The 20,435-nt window shown below is 33.4% G+C and carries 21 protein-coding genes; 5 read left to right on the forward strand and 16 right to left on the reverse strand.

Translation table 11 applies throughout. From position 1 onward, the window contains the following. Nucleotides 1-3 precede the first annotated feature (3 nt). Nucleotides 4-720, forward strand: a complete 717-nt coding sequence (locus ACP7AV_RS09230) for a response regulator transcription factor (protein ID WP_091204557.1) — start codon at nt 4-6, stop codon at nt 718-720. 54 nt (nt 721-774) lie between these two features. On the opposite strand, the gene ACP7AV_RS09235 is transcribed toward ACP7AV_RS09230, so the two are convergent. From ACP7AV_RS09235 to ACP7AV_RS09265, 7 genes are all read right to left on the reverse strand, one after another. Beyond that, nucleotides 775-1,515, reverse strand: a complete 741-nt coding sequence (locus ACP7AV_RS09235) for an acyl-[acyl-carrier-protein] thioesterase (RefSeq protein WP_426091708.1) — start codon at nt 1,513-1,515, stop codon at nt 775-777. Between the two features lie 45 nt (nt 1,516-1,560). Further along, nucleotides 1,561-2,478: a tRNA (adenosine(37)-N6)-dimethylallyltransferase MiaA gene (gene miaA / locus ACP7AV_RS09240; protein WP_426091709.1), complete on the reverse strand. Its 918-nt coding sequence runs from the start codon at nt 2,476-2,478 to the stop codon at nt 1,561-1,563. A gap of 26 nt (nt 2,479-2,504) precedes the next feature. Next, nucleotides 2,505-3,866: an exonuclease domain-containing protein gene (locus tag ACP7AV_RS09245; RefSeq protein ID WP_426091710.1), complete on the reverse strand. Its 1,362-nt coding sequence runs from the start codon at nt 3,864-3,866 to the stop codon at nt 2,505-2,507. Nucleotides 3,867-3,984: 118 nt separating this feature from the next. After that, nucleotides 3,985-4,638, reverse strand: a complete 654-nt coding sequence (locus ACP7AV_RS09250; RefSeq protein ID WP_426091711.1) for a YggS family pyridoxal phosphate-dependent enzyme — start codon at nt 4,636-4,638, stop codon at nt 3,985-3,987. Nucleotides 4,639-4,671: 33 nt separating this feature from the next. Next, complete coding sequence (locus tag ACP7AV_RS09255) at nt 4,672-5,892, reverse strand: DUF1015 domain-containing protein (protein WP_426091712.1); 1,221 nt, start codon at nt 5,890-5,892, stop codon at nt 4,672-4,674. 78 nt (nt 5,893-5,970) lie between these two features. Further along, nucleotides 5,971-6,858: a 3-hydroxyacyl-CoA dehydrogenase family protein gene (locus ACP7AV_RS09260; RefSeq protein ID WP_426091713.1), complete on the reverse strand. Its 888-nt coding sequence runs from the start codon at nt 6,856-6,858 to the stop codon at nt 5,971-5,973. A gap of 42 nt (nt 6,859-6,900) precedes the next feature. Next, nucleotides 6,901-7,866, reverse strand: coding sequence for a Gfo/Idh/MocA family protein (locus tag ACP7AV_RS09265; RefSeq protein ID WP_426091714.1), 966 nt, complete (start codon nt 7,864-7,866; stop codon nt 6,901-6,903). Nucleotides 7,867-8,010: 144 nt separating this feature from the next. Here ACP7AV_RS09265 and ACP7AV_RS09270 point away from each other — a divergent pair, with 144 nt between their 5' ends. Further along, the gene (locus ACP7AV_RS09270) at nt 8,011-8,652 is read left to right on the forward strand and encodes a protein-L-isoaspartate(D-aspartate) O-methyltransferase (protein WP_426091715.1); all 642 of its coding nucleotides are present in this window, start codon (nt 8,011-8,013) and stop codon (nt 8,650-8,652) included. Between the two features lie 39 nt (nt 8,653-8,691). On the opposite strand, the gene ACP7AV_RS09275 is transcribed toward ACP7AV_RS09270, so the two are convergent. Further along, a complete protein-coding gene (locus ACP7AV_RS09275; RefSeq protein ID WP_426091716.1) occupies nt 8,692-9,741 on the reverse strand; it encodes a Fic family protein in 1,050 nt (349 codons plus the stop codon). An 81-nt stretch (nt 9,742-9,822) separates the two neighbouring features. After that, nucleotides 9,823-10,275 carry an SsrA-binding protein SmpB gene (gene smpB, locus ACP7AV_RS09280; RefSeq protein WP_426091717.1) on the reverse strand — a complete coding sequence of 151 codons (453 nt, stop codon included), beginning with the start codon at nt 10,273-10,275 and terminating at the stop codon, nt 9,823-9,825. A 275-nt stretch (nt 10,276-10,550) separates the two neighbouring features. On the opposite strand from smpB, the gene ACP7AV_RS09285 reads away from it, so the two are divergent. After that, nucleotides 10,551-11,096 (forward strand): OmpW/AlkL family protein, encoded by a 546-nt coding sequence (locus ACP7AV_RS09285; RefSeq protein WP_426091718.1) that lies wholly within the window; start codon nt 10,551-10,553, stop codon nt 11,094-11,096. Between the two features lie 105 nt (nt 11,097-11,201). Here ACP7AV_RS09285 and ACP7AV_RS09290 read toward each other — a convergent pair whose 3' ends face one another. Continuing rightward, complete coding sequence (locus ACP7AV_RS09290) at nt 11,202-11,687, reverse strand: SixA phosphatase family protein (protein WP_426091719.1); 486 nt, start codon at nt 11,685-11,687, stop codon at nt 11,202-11,204. Between the two features lie 49 nt (nt 11,688-11,736). On the opposite strand from ACP7AV_RS09290, the gene ACP7AV_RS09295 reads away from it, so the two are divergent. Next, complete coding sequence (locus ACP7AV_RS09295) at nt 11,737-11,967, forward strand: VF530 family DNA-binding protein (RefSeq protein ID WP_426091720.1); 231 nt, start codon at nt 11,737-11,739, stop codon at nt 11,965-11,967. Nucleotides 11,968-11,974: 7 nt separating this feature from the next. Here ACP7AV_RS09295 and ACP7AV_RS09300 read toward each other — a convergent pair whose 3' ends face one another. The 3 genes from ACP7AV_RS09300 to ACP7AV_RS09310 form a co-directional block, all read right to left on the reverse strand. Next, nucleotides 11,975-12,523 (reverse strand): DUF3575 domain-containing protein, encoded by a 549-nt coding sequence (locus ACP7AV_RS09300; protein ID WP_426091721.1) that lies wholly within the window; start codon nt 12,521-12,523, stop codon nt 11,975-11,977. A 133-nt stretch (nt 12,524-12,656) separates the two neighbouring features. Beyond that, entirely contained in the window at nt 12,657-13,205 is a 549-nt protein-coding gene (locus tag ACP7AV_RS09305) for a GNAT family N-acetyltransferase (protein ID WP_426091722.1), read from the reverse strand. Between the two features lie 10 nt (nt 13,206-13,215). Continuing rightward, the gene (locus ACP7AV_RS09310; protein WP_426091723.1) at nt 13,216-14,067 is read right to left on the reverse strand and encodes an aldose 1-epimerase family protein; all 852 of its coding nucleotides are present in this window, start codon (nt 14,065-14,067) and stop codon (nt 13,216-13,218) included. A gap of 171 nt (nt 14,068-14,238) precedes the next feature. Between ACP7AV_RS09310 and ACP7AV_RS09315 the strand changes: the two genes are divergently transcribed. Further along, nucleotides 14,239-16,506, forward strand: coding sequence for a M1 family metallopeptidase (locus ACP7AV_RS09315; RefSeq protein ID WP_426091724.1), 2,268 nt, complete (start codon nt 14,239-14,241; stop codon nt 16,504-16,506). 77 nt (nt 16,507-16,583) lie between these two features. On the opposite strand, the gene ACP7AV_RS09320 is transcribed toward ACP7AV_RS09315, so the two are convergent. The 3 genes from ACP7AV_RS09320 to ACP7AV_RS09330 form a co-directional block, all read right to left on the reverse strand. Continuing rightward, entirely contained in the window at nt 16,584-17,630 is a 1,047-nt protein-coding gene (locus ACP7AV_RS09320; RefSeq protein WP_426091725.1) for an agmatine deiminase family protein, read from the reverse strand. Further along, on the reverse strand, nt 17,630-18,517 hold the full coding sequence (locus ACP7AV_RS09325; RefSeq protein ID WP_426091726.1) for a carbon-nitrogen hydrolase: 888 nt from the start codon (nt 18,515-18,517) through the stop codon (nt 17,630-17,632). The genes ACP7AV_RS09320 and ACP7AV_RS09325 overlap by 1 nt, the downstream gene beginning before the upstream one ends. 1,205 nt (nt 18,518-19,722) lie before the next feature. Continuing rightward, the gene (locus ACP7AV_RS09330) at nt 19,723-20,232 is read right to left on the reverse strand and encodes a GNAT family N-acetyltransferase (protein WP_426091727.1); all 510 of its coding nucleotides are present in this window, start codon (nt 20,230-20,232) and stop codon (nt 19,723-19,725) included. Between the last annotated feature and the right edge of the window lie 203 nt (nt 20,233-20,435).

The following is a 20,435-nucleotide window of genomic DNA, read 5'->3' on the forward strand; positions in this document are numbered from 1 at the left end:
AATATGGAAAATGTAAATAAAAAAATACTTCTAGTCGAAGATGACCTTAATTTTGGTGCAGTTTTAAAAGATTATTTAATGCTAAATGATTTTGATGTCACTTTAGCGAAAAATGGAATGGAAGGATTTGAAAAATTCAAGAAAGATACTTTTGATTTATGTATTCTTGATGTGATGATGCCATATAAAGATGGATATACATTAGCCAAAGAAATCAGAGAAAAAAACAATGAAGTGCCAATCATTTTCTTGACAGCAAAATCGATGAAAGAAGATGTGTTGAAAGGTTATAAAGCAGGTGCTGATGATTACTTGAATAAACCTTTTGATTCGGAAGTATTATTGATGAAAATAAAAGCCATAATTCAAAGAAAATCATCTGATACGAAAGCAGAGCAAGTACAATTTGAATTTAATATTGGTAAATTTCATTTGAATTCAAAACTTCGTTTTTTAACTTTTAATAATGAAGAACCAATAAAACTGTCTCCAAAAGAGAATGAATTATTGAAAATGTTAATTCTTTATGAAAATGATTTGATGCCAAGGGAATTAGCCTTGACAAAAATCTGGAGAGATGATAACTATTTTACTTCAAGAAGTATGGACGTGTACATCGCTAAGCTTCGAAAATATTTGAAACTGGATGAAGATGTGGAAATTTTAAACATCCACGGAGAAGGATTTAGATTAGTGGTTAAAAATAAAGTAGCAGAATAAATAGAAGCAAGCCTCAAGAAATTGAGGCTTTTTTTTAGAACAAAAAGACGTATTTTATTTCCAGTTCAATTGTAGAGCAAAACTCGTTTTGTCCTCTTTTGTGATACTAAAAACAGTTTCATTCTCTGCAATACTTTCGTGAATGATAACCTTATCATTTAGGGATAATTCTTTTAAAAAATTCATCTCAAAACTTTCAATTTTTTGATTTAGGATTAATTTTTCATCGACAAAATCCAAACACCATTCCAGATATTTGACATTATTGACATGATTTACAATATCTAAATCGGATAAAAAGACGTTTTTTTCGAAAACAATTTCTTTCTCATTATTGAAATTTATTTTGGAGAAACCATCTTTAGTAGCTCTTTTTTCGGGATATAATTCAAAATGTTCGAATGGCAATTTCAATCCTTCCGGCCGACGCTTTTTAGTATTAAAAACAGCCCAAAAAGTCTCAGAACCCACAATTTTTTCTCCATTTACATGCATTTCCAACGCACGAACGGAACGAGAATTTTCTAGGGAATTGATCCATGTTTTCACAGTTACTGTATCTCCCCATTTTGGTAATTTAGTGATTTCAACTCTCATTCGGCTTAATACCCAAGCTTGGTTAAATTCTTGCATGTCTGTAAAACTGATTCCGCCAACTTCGGAATGTGCAGCTGCTGTTAATTGCAAAATATTGCACAAATCAGTATATTTTAAAAATCCATTTGGTGCACATTGGGTGAAATTAATTTCCCAGTCTTTGCTTAAAACAGATGTGAAGTTGGGAGAGATAGGCATGGAGAGAATTATGGATTATAAATTATTAATTTGGATTCTTTAGTTTTATTTTTTCGAATTGATGTAATCCACAATAGTTTCATACGGAGTTTCGAAATCAAACCATTTTGTATTTTCATTTCTTTTGAACCAAGTCAATTGGCGTTTTGAAAATCGTCTTGTGTTTTTCTTTATTTCTTCAATGGCAAATTCCAATGAAATTTCTCTGTCAAAATAACTGAATAACTCCCGGTAACCCACGGTTTGTAGCGCATTGAGTTCTTTGTTTGGAAACAACGTTTTGGCTTCAGCCAGAAGTCCTTCATTCATCATGATGTCAACGCGTTGATTGATTCGGCTATAAATTATCTTTCTGTCGGCTTCCAGACCAATTAAAATAGGAGTGAAGTTTCGATTATTTTTTTTCTGGTTTAAAAAAGATGAATACGGTTTTCCAGAACCCAGGCATACTTCTGCAAAACGCATCATTCGTTGCGGGTTTTGCAATGTTTGAGGATTTTCAGCAGTCAAAGTTTTGTAATAATAGGGATCTAAAACTTCGAGTTTTTGTTGCAAATATCCAATTCCCAGTTTCTCATAGTTCTTGTTTATGTCTGCACGTATTCCAGAATCTATTTCGGGAAATTCATCAAAACCTTTTAGAATTGCATCTACGTATAATCCGGAACCACCCACCAGAATCACGTAATCATTGGTCAAAAATAGTTTGTCCAGTTTTACAATCGCTTCTTTTTCGAAATCCCCAACTGTGTAATTTTCAAATATAGATTTGTTTTGGATAAAATGGTGTTTTGTTGTAGCTAATTCAGATTTACTTGGAACTGCTGTTCCAATAGTCATTTCCTTAAAAAACTGTCGGCTGTCACAGGAAATGATTTCACAATTGAAGTAATTTGCTAAAACAATGCTTAAGGAAGTTTTTCCTATAGCTGTAGGTCCGATGATAGTGATTAGGTATTTCATGTTTTTTATAAATAACTCGAATAGCTTTAAAATTTAATCACTTTTAAAGTGGTACTTCTTCTAACATGACTTTGAATAATATTGCGGGTGTCACGATTATTTTGCATCGGAATAATGATGTTCCTCAATATTTCGATATTGTTAATTTGATAGTTTAAATCATAAAAAGCGTAGCCTTTGTAAATCCCGTTTTCTATCAAAACTGCTGAACGTTCGCTGATGGTTCTTCCTTTATCAATCAAAACCATATTTTGATTTTGGAATGTATTTTTATCTATAAAATTTTGTACTCTTGCATTATATTCTTCGGGAGAAACCTCGCCAATACAAGCACCGTCACACTCTTTTATACTGTATTGAAAACAGTTTGTTTTGGAATGATACAAGCCGCTAAGTTTTTGACATAAATTGTAATGGGAAGTGATTCTGAACAACGCATTTTTTCCTTCTTGAATGGAAGTAAAAGAGGTGATTTCTTTTTTTCGGCCATCTGCTTTTTGAAGTTTTAAATTAATGTATCCCTTTTCATCTTTTTCCGCGTACAAAGCTAATTGAAAGATACTTTTTCGCTGTGCTCTGTTGTAGATGGGTTTATTGATTTTTATTTCTTCACTTTCTTTCAATAATGCAATCAATTCACTTCCGGTTTCATCATACGTTACCGTAAAAACTTCGGCTTGAATCTTTTTACATTTAGTGGAAGTTCCTGTAAAATGCTGGTTGATGCGTTTTTTTATATTTCGGCTTTTGCCAATGTAGACCAGGTTTCCTTTTTCATTATGAATGTAATAAACACCTGTTTTGGCAGGTAATCCAGCAACAATATCTAGTAATTTTGGAGTGATTCCTCTTTCTATTTCCAGTTTTATAAAATCCTTTACAATTTCTTTTTCTAAATCTTTTTCCAAAAGGATTTTAAATAATTTCACAGTCGCCAAAGCATCACCGCTTGCTCTGTGGCGATCTGCCATTGGGATTCCAAGAGCACGAACGAGTTTCCCTAAACTATGAGATGGCTGTTCCGGTAATAATTTTTTTGATAATTCGACTGTGCAAATTGTTTTGGCTTCAAAATCATACCCTAATCGTCGGAATTCAGTTCTTAAGATTCTGTAGTCAAAAGATGCATTATGAGCCACAATGACACAATCATTTGTCATTTCGATGATGCGTTTAGCTACTTCGAAAAACTTGGGAGCAGATTGCAACATGGCATTGTTGATTCCGGTCAGTTTTACAACAAATGGCTGAATTGGGATTTCCGGATTTACTAAACTGATGAATTGATCTACTACTTCATGACCATCAAATTTGTAGATGGCGATTTCAGTGATTCCCTCTTCGTTAAATTGTCCTCCGGTGGTTTCTATGTCTAGTATTGCGTACAAAATAAGTATTCAGTGTTCAGTTTTTAGTATTCAGTTTTGAAGTAGAGATTTTTAAATCTGAAATGCTTCGCCAGTTCGCTACCGTTCGGGTCAATATTCGTTAATCTCAAATCAAAAATCAATTTCGTTCCCCAAAGATACTACTTCCTATTCGAACCATTGTGCTTCCGCATTCAATTGCGAGTTGATAATCGCCGGACATTCCCATCGAAAGAATGGTGAATTGTGAATTATTCATTTTGGACTGATCAAAAATAGATTTTAATTGATTAAATTCTTTTTTGACTTGTTCTTTATCATCTGTGAAAGTTGCCATTCCCATTAGTCCAACGATTCGGATATTTTTTTGTTGCTGAAAGTCATTCGAAGATAGGAGTAAAACGAGTTCTTCCTCGTTAAGACCAAATTTAGTTTCCTCTTCAGCAATGTGAATTTGTAATAAACAATCAATAATTCTGTTGTTTTTCTTAGCTTGTTTATTGATTTCCTCTAATAATTTGAAACTATCCACACCGTGGATCAAACTAACAAACGGCGCCATAAATTTGACTTTATTTGTCTGAACGTGACCTATCATGTGCCATTGAATGTCTTTTGGCATTTGTTCCCATTTCTCGGCCATTTCTTGGATTTTGTTTTCTCCAAAAATGCGTTGACCAACTTCATACCCTTCCATTAAATTCGAAACAGGTTTGGTTTTTGAAACTGCAACTAAGGTTACATGTTCTTGTAAAGTGGATTTTATTTGGATTAAATTTGTTGCTATTGCCATTTTAATAGTATGATTTTAAAAGGTTATTGAAATCTAAAGTTCATATATAACCAATCCACTTCGGAATTTAGGTTCAATGTACGTGCTTTTTGGAGGCATAATTAAATTGGCATCAGCTAATGCTTTTATTTCTCCAATGTTCGAAGGAAATAATATAAAACCGATTTCAAATTCTCCTTGATCTATTTTATTTTTTATTTCTAAAACGGATTGTTTTCCTGAAAGATATTCGATTCGTTCGTCGTTTCGTAAATCTTCAATGGCAAGTATCGGCAGCAACACTTTTTTGTATAAAATTTGTGTGTCTAAGCTGTCCAAAGCAGTTAAGAAAACTTCATTTTCTTTTCGTAAAATTAAACTATAAAACTCATTGTCCAGATACATTCCGAAATGATGCTTTTGAGAAGGGTGAAAAGGTTGCTGAAATTTATTTTCAAGAATAAAATCCTTTTCTAATTCTGTGATAAAATCTTCTTTCGAGAACCCGTTTAAATCTTTTACTAACCGATTGAATTCGTATATTTTGACATTATTTTCGGAAATTAAATAGCTCAGGATGTGATTTTTTGCTGTGTTTTCTGGATCATCATTTTCCTCAGATAATAATTTCAGCGCTTCGGTGCGATGGTGACCGTCAGCTATGTAAAGATTATCGGTCTTTTCAAATATATTTTGCAACCAATCGATTTCTAATGCGTCTTGAATTTTCCACAGATAATGAATTTCTTTTTTAGTCGTTGAAAATTCAAAATCGGCTAATTTTTGGGTACAATTAAATATCCAATTTTCAATCGTTTTATTATCAGGATAGGTCATTAAAACAGGTTCGGTATTGAACTCTGAATATTTCATATATTCTTTTAATAATCGAACTCTGAACGCAATAATATCTTCGTGTTTTTTAATGATATTGTTGCAATAGTCTACGACACTTGTGCCTACGATAATTCCGGTAAAAGCGTGTGTTTTGGTTACAATTTTATGAATATAAATTGCTGGTTTATTGTCTTTTATTAAAATAAGTTCATTTTTGAAATCCTCGTATTTTTGATGTACTTGTCGGTATCTTTTTTCAAAAGAAACAGTTTCAGGATTGGTATATGCAGGCTTTAGAATATGTAAAAAGGACAACGGATTAAAATCTAATTGTGCTGCTAATTCAGCATTTACATATTCTTCATAAGAACGACAAGTGACAAGACAAACCTTATCACGAGTGGGACGAACTGCTTTAAAAGGAACTATTTTAGCCATCTGATTTAGTTTATAGTCACAGTCGCAGTTTTCAGGTGATCGTACAATCTGAAAACAGCGACCGAAAAGGGTGACTTTTTATATAAATTGTTTAGAAATTTTCTCAGCTTTTTTGCTTTCAGAATAATCGTAGAAACCTTCACCAGACTTTACACCCATTTTCCCTGCACGAACCATATTTACTAATAATGGGCAAGGCGCATATTTTGGATTTTTGAAGCCGTCATACATTACATTTAAAATTGCTAAACATACATCAAGACCAATAAAATCAGCAAGTTGTAAAGGTCCCATTGGGTGACCCATTCCAAGTTTCATAACAGTATCAATTTCATAAACACCGGCCACTTTATTATACAAGGTTTCGATAGCTTCATTAATCATGGGCATCAAAATTCTATTGGCAACAAAACCAGGATAATCGTTGACTTCAACAGGTGTTTTTCCTAGTTTTTCCGAGAGATTCATGATGATTTTAGTTACTTCGTCCGAAGTATTGTAACCACGAATAATTTCTACGAGTTTCATAATTGGTACTGGATTCATAAAATGCATTCCGATAACACGTTCAGGATGTGCTACGACTGCTCCAATTTGAGTAATAGAAATAGAAGAAGTATTGGTTGCCAAAATCGTATTATGAGAACAAGCTTCGTTTAATTGCTTGAAGATATTTAGTTTCAATTCTACATTTTCAGTTGCCGCTTCAACCACTAAATCTACACCTACAACACCATCTTTGATATCCGTGTAAGTTATAATATTGGTAATCGTATTAGCTTTGTCTTCTTGGGTAGTACTTCCTTTTGCAATCATTCGGTCTAGATTAGCGGCAATTGTTGCCATTCCTTTATCTAATGATTTTTCAGAAACATCTATTAATTTTACGGTAAAACCACTTTGTGCAAAAGTATGGGCGATTCCATTCCCCATTGTTCCTGCTCCGATTACAGCTATTGTTTTCATTCTTATTTTGGATTAAAATATTTTAATTTTAGGATTTAAAGATTATTTTTTGAAACAATCAATAATTTGGTACGCTACTCTTAACGCTTCAGTTGCTTGTTCCAACGTTACGATAGGAGTAGTGTTGTTATTTATGGCATCTGCAAATGATTTAAATTCATCAAGAATTGCGTTGTTTTGATCTACATCTGGATTTGAGAAATAGATTTGTTTTTTTACGCCTTCGGCATTTTGTAAAATGATATCAAAATCGCCAGGAATTTCCGGAGCATCTTTCATTTTTACCACTTCACATTTCTTTTCTAAGAAATCAACCGAGATGTAAGCGTCTTTTTGGAAAAAACGAGATTTACGCATGTTTTTCATCGAAATTCTGCTCGCCGTCAAATTGGCAACACAACCATTTTCGAATTCGATTCTCGCATTAGCAATATCCGGTGTATCACTGATAACTGAAACGCCACTGGCCTTTATATTTTTTACTTTAGATTTTACAACACTTAAAATAGCATCAATATCATGAATCATCAAATCTAATACTACAGGAACATCGGTTCCACGAGGATTGAATTCAGCAAGACGATGGGTTTCAATAAACATAGGATTTTCAATCATGTTTTTGGTAGCTATGAATGCAGGATTGAAACGTTCCACATGCCCAACTTGACCTTTGACATTATATTCTTTTGCTAAGGCAATAATTTCTTCGGCTTCTTCCACCGTATTTGAAATGGGTTTTTCTATAAAAACATGCTTGCCGGATTTGATGGCTACTTTGGCACATTTGTAATGAGAAAGAGTTGGGGTAACAATGTCAATTACATCAACTGCATGAATAAGAGTTGCAATTGTGCTAAAATGTTTATACCCAAATTCTTTGGAAAGCTTTTCGGCATTCTCTTGATTTGGGTCATAAAAACCGACTAATTCATATTTATCAGATTGTTGTAATAGTCGCAAATGTATTTTTCCCAGATGACCAGCACCTAATACTCCAATTTTCAGCATAATGATGTAATTTTTACAAAAATAAGAATAAAATGATTAATCTATTATTGATGCAGGACAATTCTTCAGTTAATTTAAATTTTAAAATCCAACATTTGATTTCAAAAATTGTTTTCTATTTTTACCAAAATAAAATAGTAAATTTTGCAAGACAAAGCCAAGCATCAAGGACTTAGAAATCAATTAGTAAGCGTTTTAGAGCAAAAAGGAATTACAGATAAAAATGTTTTGGATGCGATAAAAAAGATTCCGAGACATTTATTTTTGAATTCCAGTTTTGAAGACTTTGCGTATCAAGATAAAGCATTTCCTATCGGAGCTGGCCAAACGATATCACAACCGTACACTGTAGCTTTTCAATCTCAATTATTAGAAGTAAAAAAAGAACATAAAATTTTAGAAATAGGAACCGGCTCCGGATATCAAACGGCTGTTTTGTGTACTATGGGAGCAAAAGTATATAGTGTTGAAAGGCAAAACGAGTTATTCAAAAAAACATCTGCTCTGTTTCCAAAATTGAATATTCGTCCCAAACATCTTTCTTTTGGAGATGGTTATAAAGGATTGCCAAGCTACGCTCCTTTTGATAGCATAATTGTAACGGCAGGCGCTCCATTTATTCCCCAACCTCTGATGGCACAGCTAAAAATAGGAGGAAGGCTCGTTATTCCATTAGGCGAAGAGGTGCAAATAATGACTTTGCTAATCAGGAAAAATGAAACTCAATTCGAAAAGCATGAATTTGGAGAATTTCGATTCGTTCCTTTATTAGAAGATAAAAATTAAATAATAATCACGTCGCGCTTAAATAGCGAAACGTGTTTTTTACTGACCAATAATATTTAAATACCGTTCTAAGCTTTCTTTTTCCATTTGAGCGATAAACAATAAAAAATCTTCTTTATTGTTTTTAGTTTGAGCCGTTTCTAATGTCTGATAATATTGCGTTCTACTATCATAATCACCTTTTATATTAGCGATAATATAGCCATGTTGTAACAATACCAAGTTCATAACCAAGCGGGAAGTTCTGCCATTTCCATCAATAAATGAATGGATAGTGACTAATCGTTCGTGAATTTCGCCAGCCAAAACTAGAGGATGAAGGATTAATTTATTGGTTTCATACCAAATAAAAAAGTTTTCCATTTCTTTGGCATTCAGAAAAGATTGTGACGGCACATGACTGCTTCCTTGAGTCATCACCTGAACCTTCCTGCAGCGACCCGCATCTTCCAAATGAATTCCCCTCAAAATAAGATTATGAATAGACAGTATTTCGCGTTCATTTATGGAAGTATTTCTTTGCATCAAATCTTTGATGTATGCAATTGCTTCATGATGATTAATTACTTCAAGATGTTCTCGCATGCTTTTTCCGGAAATAGTTAAACCTTCATTGATAACCAAATCAGTTTCTCGAAGCGTCATCGTGTTTCCCTCGATACGGTTACTTTCAAAAGTATATTCCAGCTCTAAAGCTTGTGCAATGCGATAACTGTCAAATTGACGAAGCCCATCTAGTTTTGTCTTCAAAGCATCTACTTCGTCTAATACTTTCTGCAGTGTATTAGATAATTTTTTCTTTGCGGGTTTACTTTGATATCTTATCTCTTTTTCAGCCACGAGCAATGCTTTAAAAGCAAACTCGTCATGACCAATTTCATAGAGAATTTTTTCTTTAAGCCATGTGACCATAATGGTTTCTAAATCGATTTCCAATAATGATGCTAGTTTTACAACCTGTTCTCTTGTTGGTTTTCTGGTCCCGCTTTCAAATTTACTTATTAAGGCTTGATCAATTCCTAAAAGTTGCGCCACCTCTCTGGTTTTAAGCCCTTTCAGTTCTCTTGCATTTTTAAGTAATGTTTTCATTTTAAAGTAAATGTTTTAAATTGTCTTGACAAATTAAGTCATTTTTTAAAGCTAAAAAAACCATTTCAATTTTCTTTTAATTTAAAATGATTTTTTGATTCGGTCTAGATCTCGTTTGGTATCCTGTTCTTTAAGAGATTCGCGCTTGTCATAAGTTTTTTTACCTTTACAAAGCCCTATTTGTAGTTTAGCCAATCCTTTATCATTGGTAAAAAGCTTCAAAGGAACTATTGTTAATCCTTTTGCTTGAACACTTTTTAACAAACCTTTTAATTCCTTTTTCTTCAAAAGTAATTTCCTTTCGCTTCTGGCTTTGTGGTTGAATTGATTTCCAAAAGTGTATTCTTCAACGTAGGTATTTATGGCAAAAAGCTCATTGTTACTAAATTCACAAAAACTCTCTGTGATGTTTGCTTTTCCTAGTCGAATCGATTTGATTTCGGTACCAGCCAAAACAATTCCAGCATTAAATGTTTCGATTATTTCATAGTCGAATCTGGCTCTCTTGTTGAATATGTTTATTGTTTTTAGCATAGAATGCAAATGTATAATAAAATTGAAAATTTATCCAGTAATAAGCTCTAAAATAAGTGTAAATAATTTTCAAACGATGATTTATATCAGTTTAAAATGAAAGGCTCAAACTTAAATTTGCTTAACAATTTAAACTAAAGTTAAAATGAAAAAAATTATCTTAGCCTTTATGGCGGTGTCTTTTTTGACATTAAATGCACAAGTCCAAGAACAAAATAATACTCAGGATTTTAAAAAATGGCAGGCTCGAATTAGAGGAATTGCGGTTATACTATATGAAAGTGCCAAAATCGGAATTATTGGAGGTGATGTCTCTTTCTCTCTCAAACACATTTGTTCCGGAACTGGACTTTACTTATTTTTTCACAAAGCATTTTGCAGCCGAACTAATTTTAGGAACTACCAAGTACGATCTTAATACTGTCGGCTCCGATATTTCGGCTATTGGAGGACCAACTAATGTCAACATAGATTTAGGAAATGTTTGGTTATTGCCTCCAACATTAACATTGCAATACCATTTTACACCTTTTGAAGAAAAAGTATTTAAACCTTACATTGGTGCTGGTGTCAACTATACTATTTATTACAATGTAGAGGATGGAAACACAGTTAAAAATGTTAGTTATAAAAACAATGTCGCTTATGATTTCCAAGTTGGTTTTGATCTAATGTTGAACGAAACTTTTTTTATCAATGTTGATGCTAAAAAATTATTTCTAAAAACCGACGTAACTGTAGATGCTTCAAATTTAGCAACAGGACTTAGTATTCCTAATGAAGTAACTATAAATCCATTGATTTTAGGAATGGGAGTATGAATGAAATTTTTAAAAAAAAACTGTTAAAAAAGCACGATAATATAAAAAGTAACTATCATTCGAAAGTGACTTTTTTTTATTTTCACTTTATCTTTAGGGAGTGTTTTAGTCAAATTTTAATAATTGATAAGAAATTATATTATCTACTACGGTTACCATATATAGATTCCCAAAAGTTCCATCCTCGATATCTACATATATTTTTTGATTAATCATCTGATTGACAAATGTTGGTGTGGTATTGCTATGTCCTACGATTAAAACTTTTTTTCCTAAAGTTTCTTTTTTGAATGATTCAATGTTTAGGGTTTTAGGATTATACAATTTTATTTGAATCTTCTTCGCTGTGGCGATAGGACTTGCGGTTTGTGTAGTTCTTTTATAATCCGTTGAATATATTTTATCAAAACTAATTTCTGAAAATATTTTGTTCCAAAGTTCCGCTCTTTTCAACCCTTTTTCAGATAGATCAGGATTTTGAGAATTATCGACTTTTTCAGCATGTCGAATGAAGTAATAAGTAGTTGTGCTTTGTTGTCCAAAACTGATATTTAAAAATAATAGTGCAAGTATTATTAGAATTTTTTTCATTTGAATGAATTTAAAAAATAAGTATTTCACGATTTTATATATTTGCTAAATGGAAAATTTAAAATCGAAAGATCCGCTTCACGGGATCACACTTCAAACGATAGTTGAACAATTAGTAGCTCATTATGGATTTGATACTTTGGGAGAACTGATTAAAATAAAATGTTTTACGGACAATGCCAGTGTTAAATCCACTCTGACTTTTTTACGAAAAACAGATTGGGCAAGAAAACAAGTGGAAGATTTATACTTAAAATCAGTCAGTAAATTTGCAAAATAAAAGGTAGTTATAATTTGTAAGAAACCATTACGCCACCTCTATATGGGAACCATTCGCCGCTTTTGTTATATTTCTTTGCTTTGTCGTATCGTTCTCCGGTAGTTAGATCATAACCTTTGTAAAATCCTTGGTGCCAGCCGCCACCTAAGAAACAGTCTAACATGAATTTATCATTGATTTTAACTTGGTAACCGATGGTTGCGCCTATAAAATAACCCACTCCTTTTTCATACAGATTAGTATTTAAATAATTCCATTTTTGAAAATTAAAGATACTCGCGCCAATGTGCGCGCCTGCATAAAATCCATTGTATTTTTCTTGAAAATGATATCTGTATTCGGGTGTGAAAGTATAAAATTCTCTGGGTTTGCCGTTTATTGATTTCCAAAAAGAGGCAAGAGCATCAAAGTGTAATGTCGATTTTTTTCCGATACTGGTTTCAATACCCACGTTTGGAATTGTCAACAATGTAGTAAAAGCATTAACTTTTACATACGTTTGCGCTTGCAGTAAGATTGAGAAGAGCACGAAAAAAACAATAAATAATTTTTTCATAAAAAGAGTTTTCTAACACATAAAACCAATTAAATTCGAATTCTGAGAATTACAAATGTAGTATTAATAATTCAAATTTTCTTGTTGAAATTAATTTAACGCCCTAAGTTATTTTAGTCTTACCACACAAATGCTATCTATTCCACGTAGAATAAATTACTGTATCCAAAAATCGCCCTTCATAAAATTTATTTTCTTTTAAATGCGCTTCCTTAATAAAACCGTTTTTTTCTAAAACTTTTGCAGAAGCATGATTATCAGGGTCAATTACAGCCTCTAACGAATGCAATTTCATAACAGTAAATCCATAGTTTACGGCTTCTTTTACTGCTTCAGAAATAATTCCTTTTCCATGAAATTCAGGCAATAACATGTACCCAATCTCGGCGCGATAATTTTCCGATTTTATTCTGTGGTGTCCAATAATTCCAACAAGTTTGGGGTTGCCTTTCAGCGTAATAGCCCAATTAATACCTTTATTACTATCTATTTTACTGTCAATCATAGCAATGTGTTCCAAGGCATCTTCATCCGTTTTTACTAAAGGTCTTGGAATATATTTCATGGTTTCGGGATTAGATCGCAATGCAAAAATCTCCTTTATATCATTAGAATCTACTCTTCTTAAAAGTAAGCGTTCGGTTTCTAAATTTGGAAATGGACTGAAGTTTATAGTTAACATATTTTAGGAATTAAACGATTTCAATACTGAATTTTGAATGGAAAGTTGCATTTGATTCTAAAATTTGTATGCCTTCCTTTTCAAATAGATTTCCGGAATTTTCAGTGGTATCCGCATAACCAAACCAAGGTTCAACACAAATAAAAGGAGCATTTTTTTTGGTCCAAATTCCTAAACTCGGAAAATCCTCAAAATGTACTCTTAAAATTGGATTTTCATTTTCTAAAATCGTCAGCGATTTGGATTTGATTGTTTTAAAAATTAATGCGTCGTCTTCAAATAATTCATAATTCAGAGGAATCTTTTTATCGTGAACTTCTAATTTCTTGGTTTTATTTGAAATTAAATCATTCTGTAAAAGATAATATTTGAACGATTCATCTTTTTCAAAAGCAATAACATAATTTTCAAATTGATTTGGCAAAGTAAAAGCAGGATGTGCTCCAATGGAAAACGGCATCGCAGTTTTTCCTTTATTTGTTACTTTATAAATTATTGATAAATTATTTTCTCGTAATGTGTAAATGATTTGTAATTCAAATTCAAAAGGATACACTTTTACTGTTTCTGCAGAGGATTGTAGGGAGAAAGTAGCGCTATTTTCGGTAGCATCAATTAATTCAAACTCCATGTCTCTGGCAAAACCGTGTCGCGATAAATGATATTCTATTTCATTATGATGAAAGGAATTATTTTTTAATGTACCAACAATTGGAAACAAAACAGGAGAGTGCTTGCCCCAAAATTCTGGATTTCCTTCCCAAATGTATTCTTTATTCAGATTTGTTTTTAAGGAAATTAATTCGGCACCAAAATGTTTGATTTCAGCTGTGAGAATTGAATTTTTTATTATGGTTTTCAAAATTGTTCGTCTTTGATTTAAAAATTGATTTTCTATGGTAAATGTATTTTATAATTTTTAATTCTAATTCAATTTAAGGTTGATTTTATATATTTAAAATGGAATCATTTCTTTCCAAATAGCTTAAAATTCTCTTTTTTTTCCTTAATTTGTGATATAAAATACAAGAATATGAAAAACATTCGTTTCGGAGTCATATTACATTTGACTTTATTATTGGGAGTTACGTCCATTTGGGCGCAACAAACTCCAGCAAGTACAATTGGTAGCGCTGTTTCTAAGTACGATTACCATGATGCTTTTGCTCCGTTTTTTTACTCAAAAAATGGAACAAGTACACGATCTGCAAGTGGTCAGCCCGGAGCTGAATATTGGCAAAATAGTGCCGATTATAAATTAACGGCAAAACTGGACGAAAAAAACAATGAAATTTCCGGAACAGGAATTATTACCTACACAAATAATAGTCCGGATAAAATGGCTTTTGTTTGGATGAACTTAGACCAAAATTTATTCAAAGCTGATTCTCGTGGAAATGCAGTTGTACCTGTGAGAGGAAGCCGAAATGGGGCTCAAGGCCAAATTTTCGATGGCGGTCATAAAATAAAATCGGTGAAAGTAATAACTACTTTAAAAGGAGTTTCTACTGAAAAAGATGCGAAGTACGTCATTACGGATACAAGAATGCAGGTTTTTCTGCCACAAGGATTAAATGCTAAAGGCGGTGCTGTTAAAATCAAAATCGACTTTTCCTTTATCGCGCCTTTTGAAGGCTCGGATAGAATGGGAATTTTGGAAACTAAAAACGGTAAAATTTTCACCATCGCGCAATGGTATCCACGCATGTGTGTGTATGACGATGTGCGCGGTTGGAATACAAATCCGTATTTGGGAGCTTCGGAATTTTATTTAGAATATGGTGATTTTGATGTCAGTATTACAGCGCCAGCAAATCATATTGTGGTTGCTTCCGGCGAATTGTTAAATTCTACAACAGTTTATTCTACTGTGGAGCAAAGCAGATTAGCACAAGCAAAACAAAGTGATAAAACAGTTTTTATCCGTACTGCGGCTGAAGTTGAAAATTCATCGAAAATGGTTACAGAAACTACTAAAACGTGGAATTATAAAATTAAAAATGCCCGAGATTTTTCTTGGTCTTCGTCCGCGGCATTTATTTTAGACGCGGCAAAGATAAATTTGCCAAGTGGTAAAAAATCATTGGCAATCTCAGTTTATCCTATCGAAAGTGCCGGTGAAGCAGCATGGGGACGTTCAACAGAATATACGAAAGCTACAATTGAAAATTATTCTAAAAGATGGTTGGAATATCCATATCCTGCAGCTACCAACGTTGCCGGTAATGAAGGCGGAATGGAATATCCAGGAATTGTTTTTTGTAGTTGGGAGTCAAAAGGAGCTGATTTATGGGGTGTTACAGATCATGAATTTGGACACATTTGGTTTCCTATGATTGTTGGGTCAAATGAAAGAATGTTTGCTTGGATGGATGAAGGTTTTAATACTTTTATTAATTCATTGAGCTCCATAGATTTTAATAATGGCGAATACAAAGACAAGCCAGCCGATATGCATCAAAGAGCTGAAGCGTATACAAGTCCGAATCTTGAAACCATAATGAGTTCTCCGGATAATATGAAAGAAAGCAATATTGGTCTTTTAGCTTATTCAAAACCAAGCTCGGGATTAGTGATTTTGCGCGAACAAGTATTGGGACCGGAACGTTTTGATTTAGCATTGAAAACTTATGTTGAGCGTTGGGCATACAAGCATCCGCAACCAGACGATTTTTTCAGAACAATTGAAAATGTTGCAGGAGAAGATTTAAGTTGGTTTTGGAGAGGTTGGTTCCGATACAATTGGCGTTTAGACCAAGGAATTAATTCGATAAAATATGTAAAAAATGATCCTAAAAAAGGCGTTATAATTTCTATTGAAAATTTTGAAAAAATGGCAATGCCAGTAAGTTTAGACGTGAAATCGAAAAGCGGAAAAATAACTCGTGTTAAATTACCGGTTGAAGTGTGGCAAAAAAACAAAGCGTGGTCATTCAAACATAATTCGACGGAGGAAATTGAGAGTATCACGCTAGATCCGGATCATGTTTTACCAGACAGTAATGAAGGAAATAACATTTGGACAGCAGCTACAGGTTTGATTGAAAAAGATGTAATTCTGGATGGTTATTTAGGAACATATTCTACTAAAATGGCACCTTTAAAAATTACTTTTTCAGAAAAAAATGGTGCGTTAAATGTTTTGATACCGAATTATCCAAGTTTCACAGTGGAACCTACAGGGAAAAATAGTTTCGAATCGAAGCAAGCGGGACTTAAATTTCAATTTGATGACAATCTGAACGGATTTGAAATGATTGTTCCCGAAGGACAAAAAATACCGTTTACCAGAGACAAATAGTATTTTGGTTTGTTAAAAATAAAAAAGACTTGTAGGAATTAGATCTACAAGTCTTTTTTATTTTCTTTATTTTAAATCTATTCCGGAATTTGCTGACTCAAGCAGTGCAACGTTCCAAAACCCCATATAAAATCAGTTGCACTAATTCCGATGATTTCTCTATCAGGAAAACATTCTGAAAGGATATTCAGCGCTTTTCTATCATTACTGTCGTTAAAAGTTGGAACAAGAACACAATTGTTCAAAATTAGGAAATTAGCATAACTGGCGGGTAATCTTAAGCCATCAAATTCCAAACGTTTTGGCATTGGTAAAACCACAATTACAGGTGGTTTTCCATTTTCCAGTTTGGCGTTTTGCAATCGCTTTAAGTTCTCTTGTAACGGTTTGTAGTTAGTATCGGTTGGATCTGTTTCCACAATAGTCACAATCGTATCTTCATTGACAAAACGGCATAAATCATCAATGTGTCCGTGCGTATCATCGCCTTCAATTCCGTCACCTAACCAAATCACATTTGTAATTCCAAGATATTCTTTGAAAACGGCTTCGTAATCGGCTTTGGTGAAATTTGGATTCCGAACCTGAATATCGGGGTGCATTAAGCATTCTTCTGAAGTCAGTAAAGTACCACGGCCATTAGTGTCAATCGCACCACCTTCAACAATTACTGGTTTTCCTTTATACATCACTTGAGTCACAGGAATATGGAGAAATTCGCCCACTTTCGCAGGAACAAATTTGTCCAGCTGAATGTTTTTATACTTAGCCCAGCCATTGAAATTAAAGTTTAAAGCTTCTCTCTCAGTTCCGTTTTTTACAATAATTGGACCCGAATCACGCATCCAACTTCTATTTGTTTTATGAATGATGTACGAAACATTTGTTACTTCAACATGAGCTGTTTCCAGCATCGTATTGACTTTTTCTTTTTGGTTTTCATCCGCAACTACCAAAAAGACTTGTTCGAAAGTAGCCACTTTTTTAATGAATTCTACAAAAGCCCATTGAACCGCTTCATATTTTCCTGGCCAATCCTTGCCGTTGTGCGGAAAACAAAGTAAAATTCCTTGTTGTTTTTCCCACTCCGCAGGGAATCTTCTGTTGTTACTCGTTTTCATCATTAGTCAATTGCTCTTTTTGTGATATCACCAAAAGCGTCTATTCTTCTGTCTCTGAAGAAAGGCCAGTTCTGACGCACGTTTTCTTGTAAGTCTAAATTTACTTCGGCAATAAGAATTTCTTCTTTATCGTGTGAGGCTTGCGCCAAAATTTCGCCTTGTGGTCCCGCAATAAACGATGATCCCCAAAACTGAATTCCCGCCGTATCAGGCAAGTATTGTTCTAAACCAATCCTGTTTGCTGCTGCCACGTAAACACCATTTGCAACGGCGTGACCTTTCATTACACTCATCCAAGCACCATGTTGGTTTACTCCATATTCCTCTTTTTCACCTGGGTGCCAGCCAATTGCTGTGGGGTAAAATAACACTTCTGCCCCTTGCAAAGCAGTTAATCGAGCGGCTTCCGGATACCATTGATCCCAACAAATCAGCGTTCCAACTTTTCCTTTTTTCGTTGGAATCGTTTTAAAGCCCAAATCACCGGGGGTAAAATAAAATTTTTCATAAAAATGAGGGTCATCTGGAATGTGCATTTTGCGATACAATCCTGCCTCTGTACCGTCTGTGTCAATGATGTACGCACTGTTGTGGTAAATTCCTGCCATTCTTTTTTCGAAGAAGGGAACAATAATAACCACGCCTAATTCTTTTGCCAAAGCGCTAAAAGCAATAAACGAAGTACTGTACAATGGTTCTGCCAAAGCAAAATTATCTACATCTTCGCTTTGACAAAAATAATGACTGCTGTATAATTCCGGTAATGAAATCACCTCGGCACCAAGGTTTGCGGCATCACGAACCCAACTTAAACATTTTATCAGGTTGTTTTCGGCAATATCATTAAGGTTTAATTGAATGACCGCTATTTTGTATTTCTTGTTTGGCATGACTAAAATTTAGACTGCAAAAATAGTGAATTTTATAAAGAGTAGAAAATAGGGATTCTGTGTTTTTCAAAAAGTATGTGAATATACAGTTGTTCAGGTACAAACTAAATTTTTATGGGTTATAATTTCCATTATTCAGTCTACTGCTGTTTATTATCTTATTATAAAATATCTCTTACTTAATAGAAATAAGTAACTTTAAATCAATCATATAATTTTTTAAGTTAATTACATTGGAGTCGATTTTAAGGCTTTATATTTATTTTTTAGAGAAAAAATTTAGGATGTCGCCGCAATCCCTTTATTTAGCGACCCGAAAAAACTTAGATATTTTCATCTCCTCATTAAAGATTTTTAAATTTGTATTTTCTGGAAATAACATTTTAAGTTGCTAAAGACAAGCGGTATTGCCTTGTACAAAGCCCATTTCAATCACGGTTGCTATTTCTTTTTATTTGAAAAAAAACATTTTGAATTCTACTGAAATACCCGATGCTGTGGCAGTAAAAACAATAATTCATTGTTAAACCGGCAACGAAGAATCAACGTATCCTTCTTCATCACCAAAACTATCTTTAATTTTAAAACTCAAATGCGGCGTAATCGCTGTGTAGCCCATGCTTACCCAATTTTTATTTTCAAGTCCTGTAATAACGCATAACCACTGAGCGCCAACAGAAAAGTGAATCGTTGTGATTTCGGTTTTCCAAGGTTTTGGTTCTTATCATTTTTCTAACAATTCGCCTTCGGTTCAGGCACGACAAACTTTTTTAAGCGGGGCGCTAAATGTTCTGGAAATTAGAATTGATTTTTCTTTTAAATCTTTTACAACGCGTTTTTTGGGAATAGTCGCCATTTTATTTTGATTTAAGAAGAATACTTCTAATGGATTGATTCAGAATTTATTACTTGTCATTCGGATTGAAAAATGAACAATAAAAGTTAATTTATTTCTTCCCGAAAAAATATTTGATTCATGTACCAATTGGATTAACTATTACAAGCCTTCTTTTTGCTGTAAAGCACTATATCTTAATAGAAAAAATGATGTAGAATGATTTTAGTGTGCCGTGGGAACGCTACGAAAAGATGAATGTTGCGCACGTTCGGCACAGTAACAAATTTCATATCTAATTGCTGTCGATATTTGGTGCTTCTGGGCACATTCCAATCCTTAATTCAAATAAAAAATTAATCTGTAATAATTATCCAATCCTTTTTTCCATAACAATAAATTCCAAAGGTTCTTCCGTAATTGGAATATGAACATCACTTGCCGGGAACGGTTCTTTTGCGCCCGTATCCTTATAACCGTTGCGTTTGTACCAAGCAATTAGTTCCTCTCGAACGGAAATTACAGTCATTACAATTTTGTGCAATCCTAATTCCAAAGCATGAATTTCTGCCTGCTGCAGTAATTTTTTTCCAACGCCACTGTTTTGTAATTCGGGTGAAACTGTCAGCATCCCTAAATACAATTCCTGCTCTTTTTCGACTAATAAAACACAACCTATAATCTGGTTATTTTCCGTAAATTTTAGAATCGTATTTTTATGGTCTTGAATCGTCTCATTCAGTTCTTCTTCAGTAGTTCTGAGTCCTTCCAAAATATTTGCTTCAGTTGTCCATCCTTTTTTAGAGGATTCCCCGCGGTACGCTGAATTGATTAATTTATTTAATTGCGAAACGTTCTCTGGTGTTGCTTTTGTGATCATCCGTAGTAGTCTTGTGTTTTTGAATTTTTCAAAGGTAGAAAAAAGGTTTACACAATTGCATCGCGCTGTGGATTCTCTTTTTTGTACAAGTTTTTTTACGCTACAATTAATTTGCAAAATATCAACATTAAAATATTGATAATCAATATTTTGTATTTTTAAGTAAAGATTTTTTTTTATCTTTGAGTAAAGAAACGGAGCAA

This window comes from Flavobacterium sp. DSR3-2, assembly GCF_049896525.1.
Taxonomy (GTDB): Bacteria; Bacteroidota; Bacteroidia; order Flavobacteriales; family Flavobacteriaceae; genus Flavobacterium.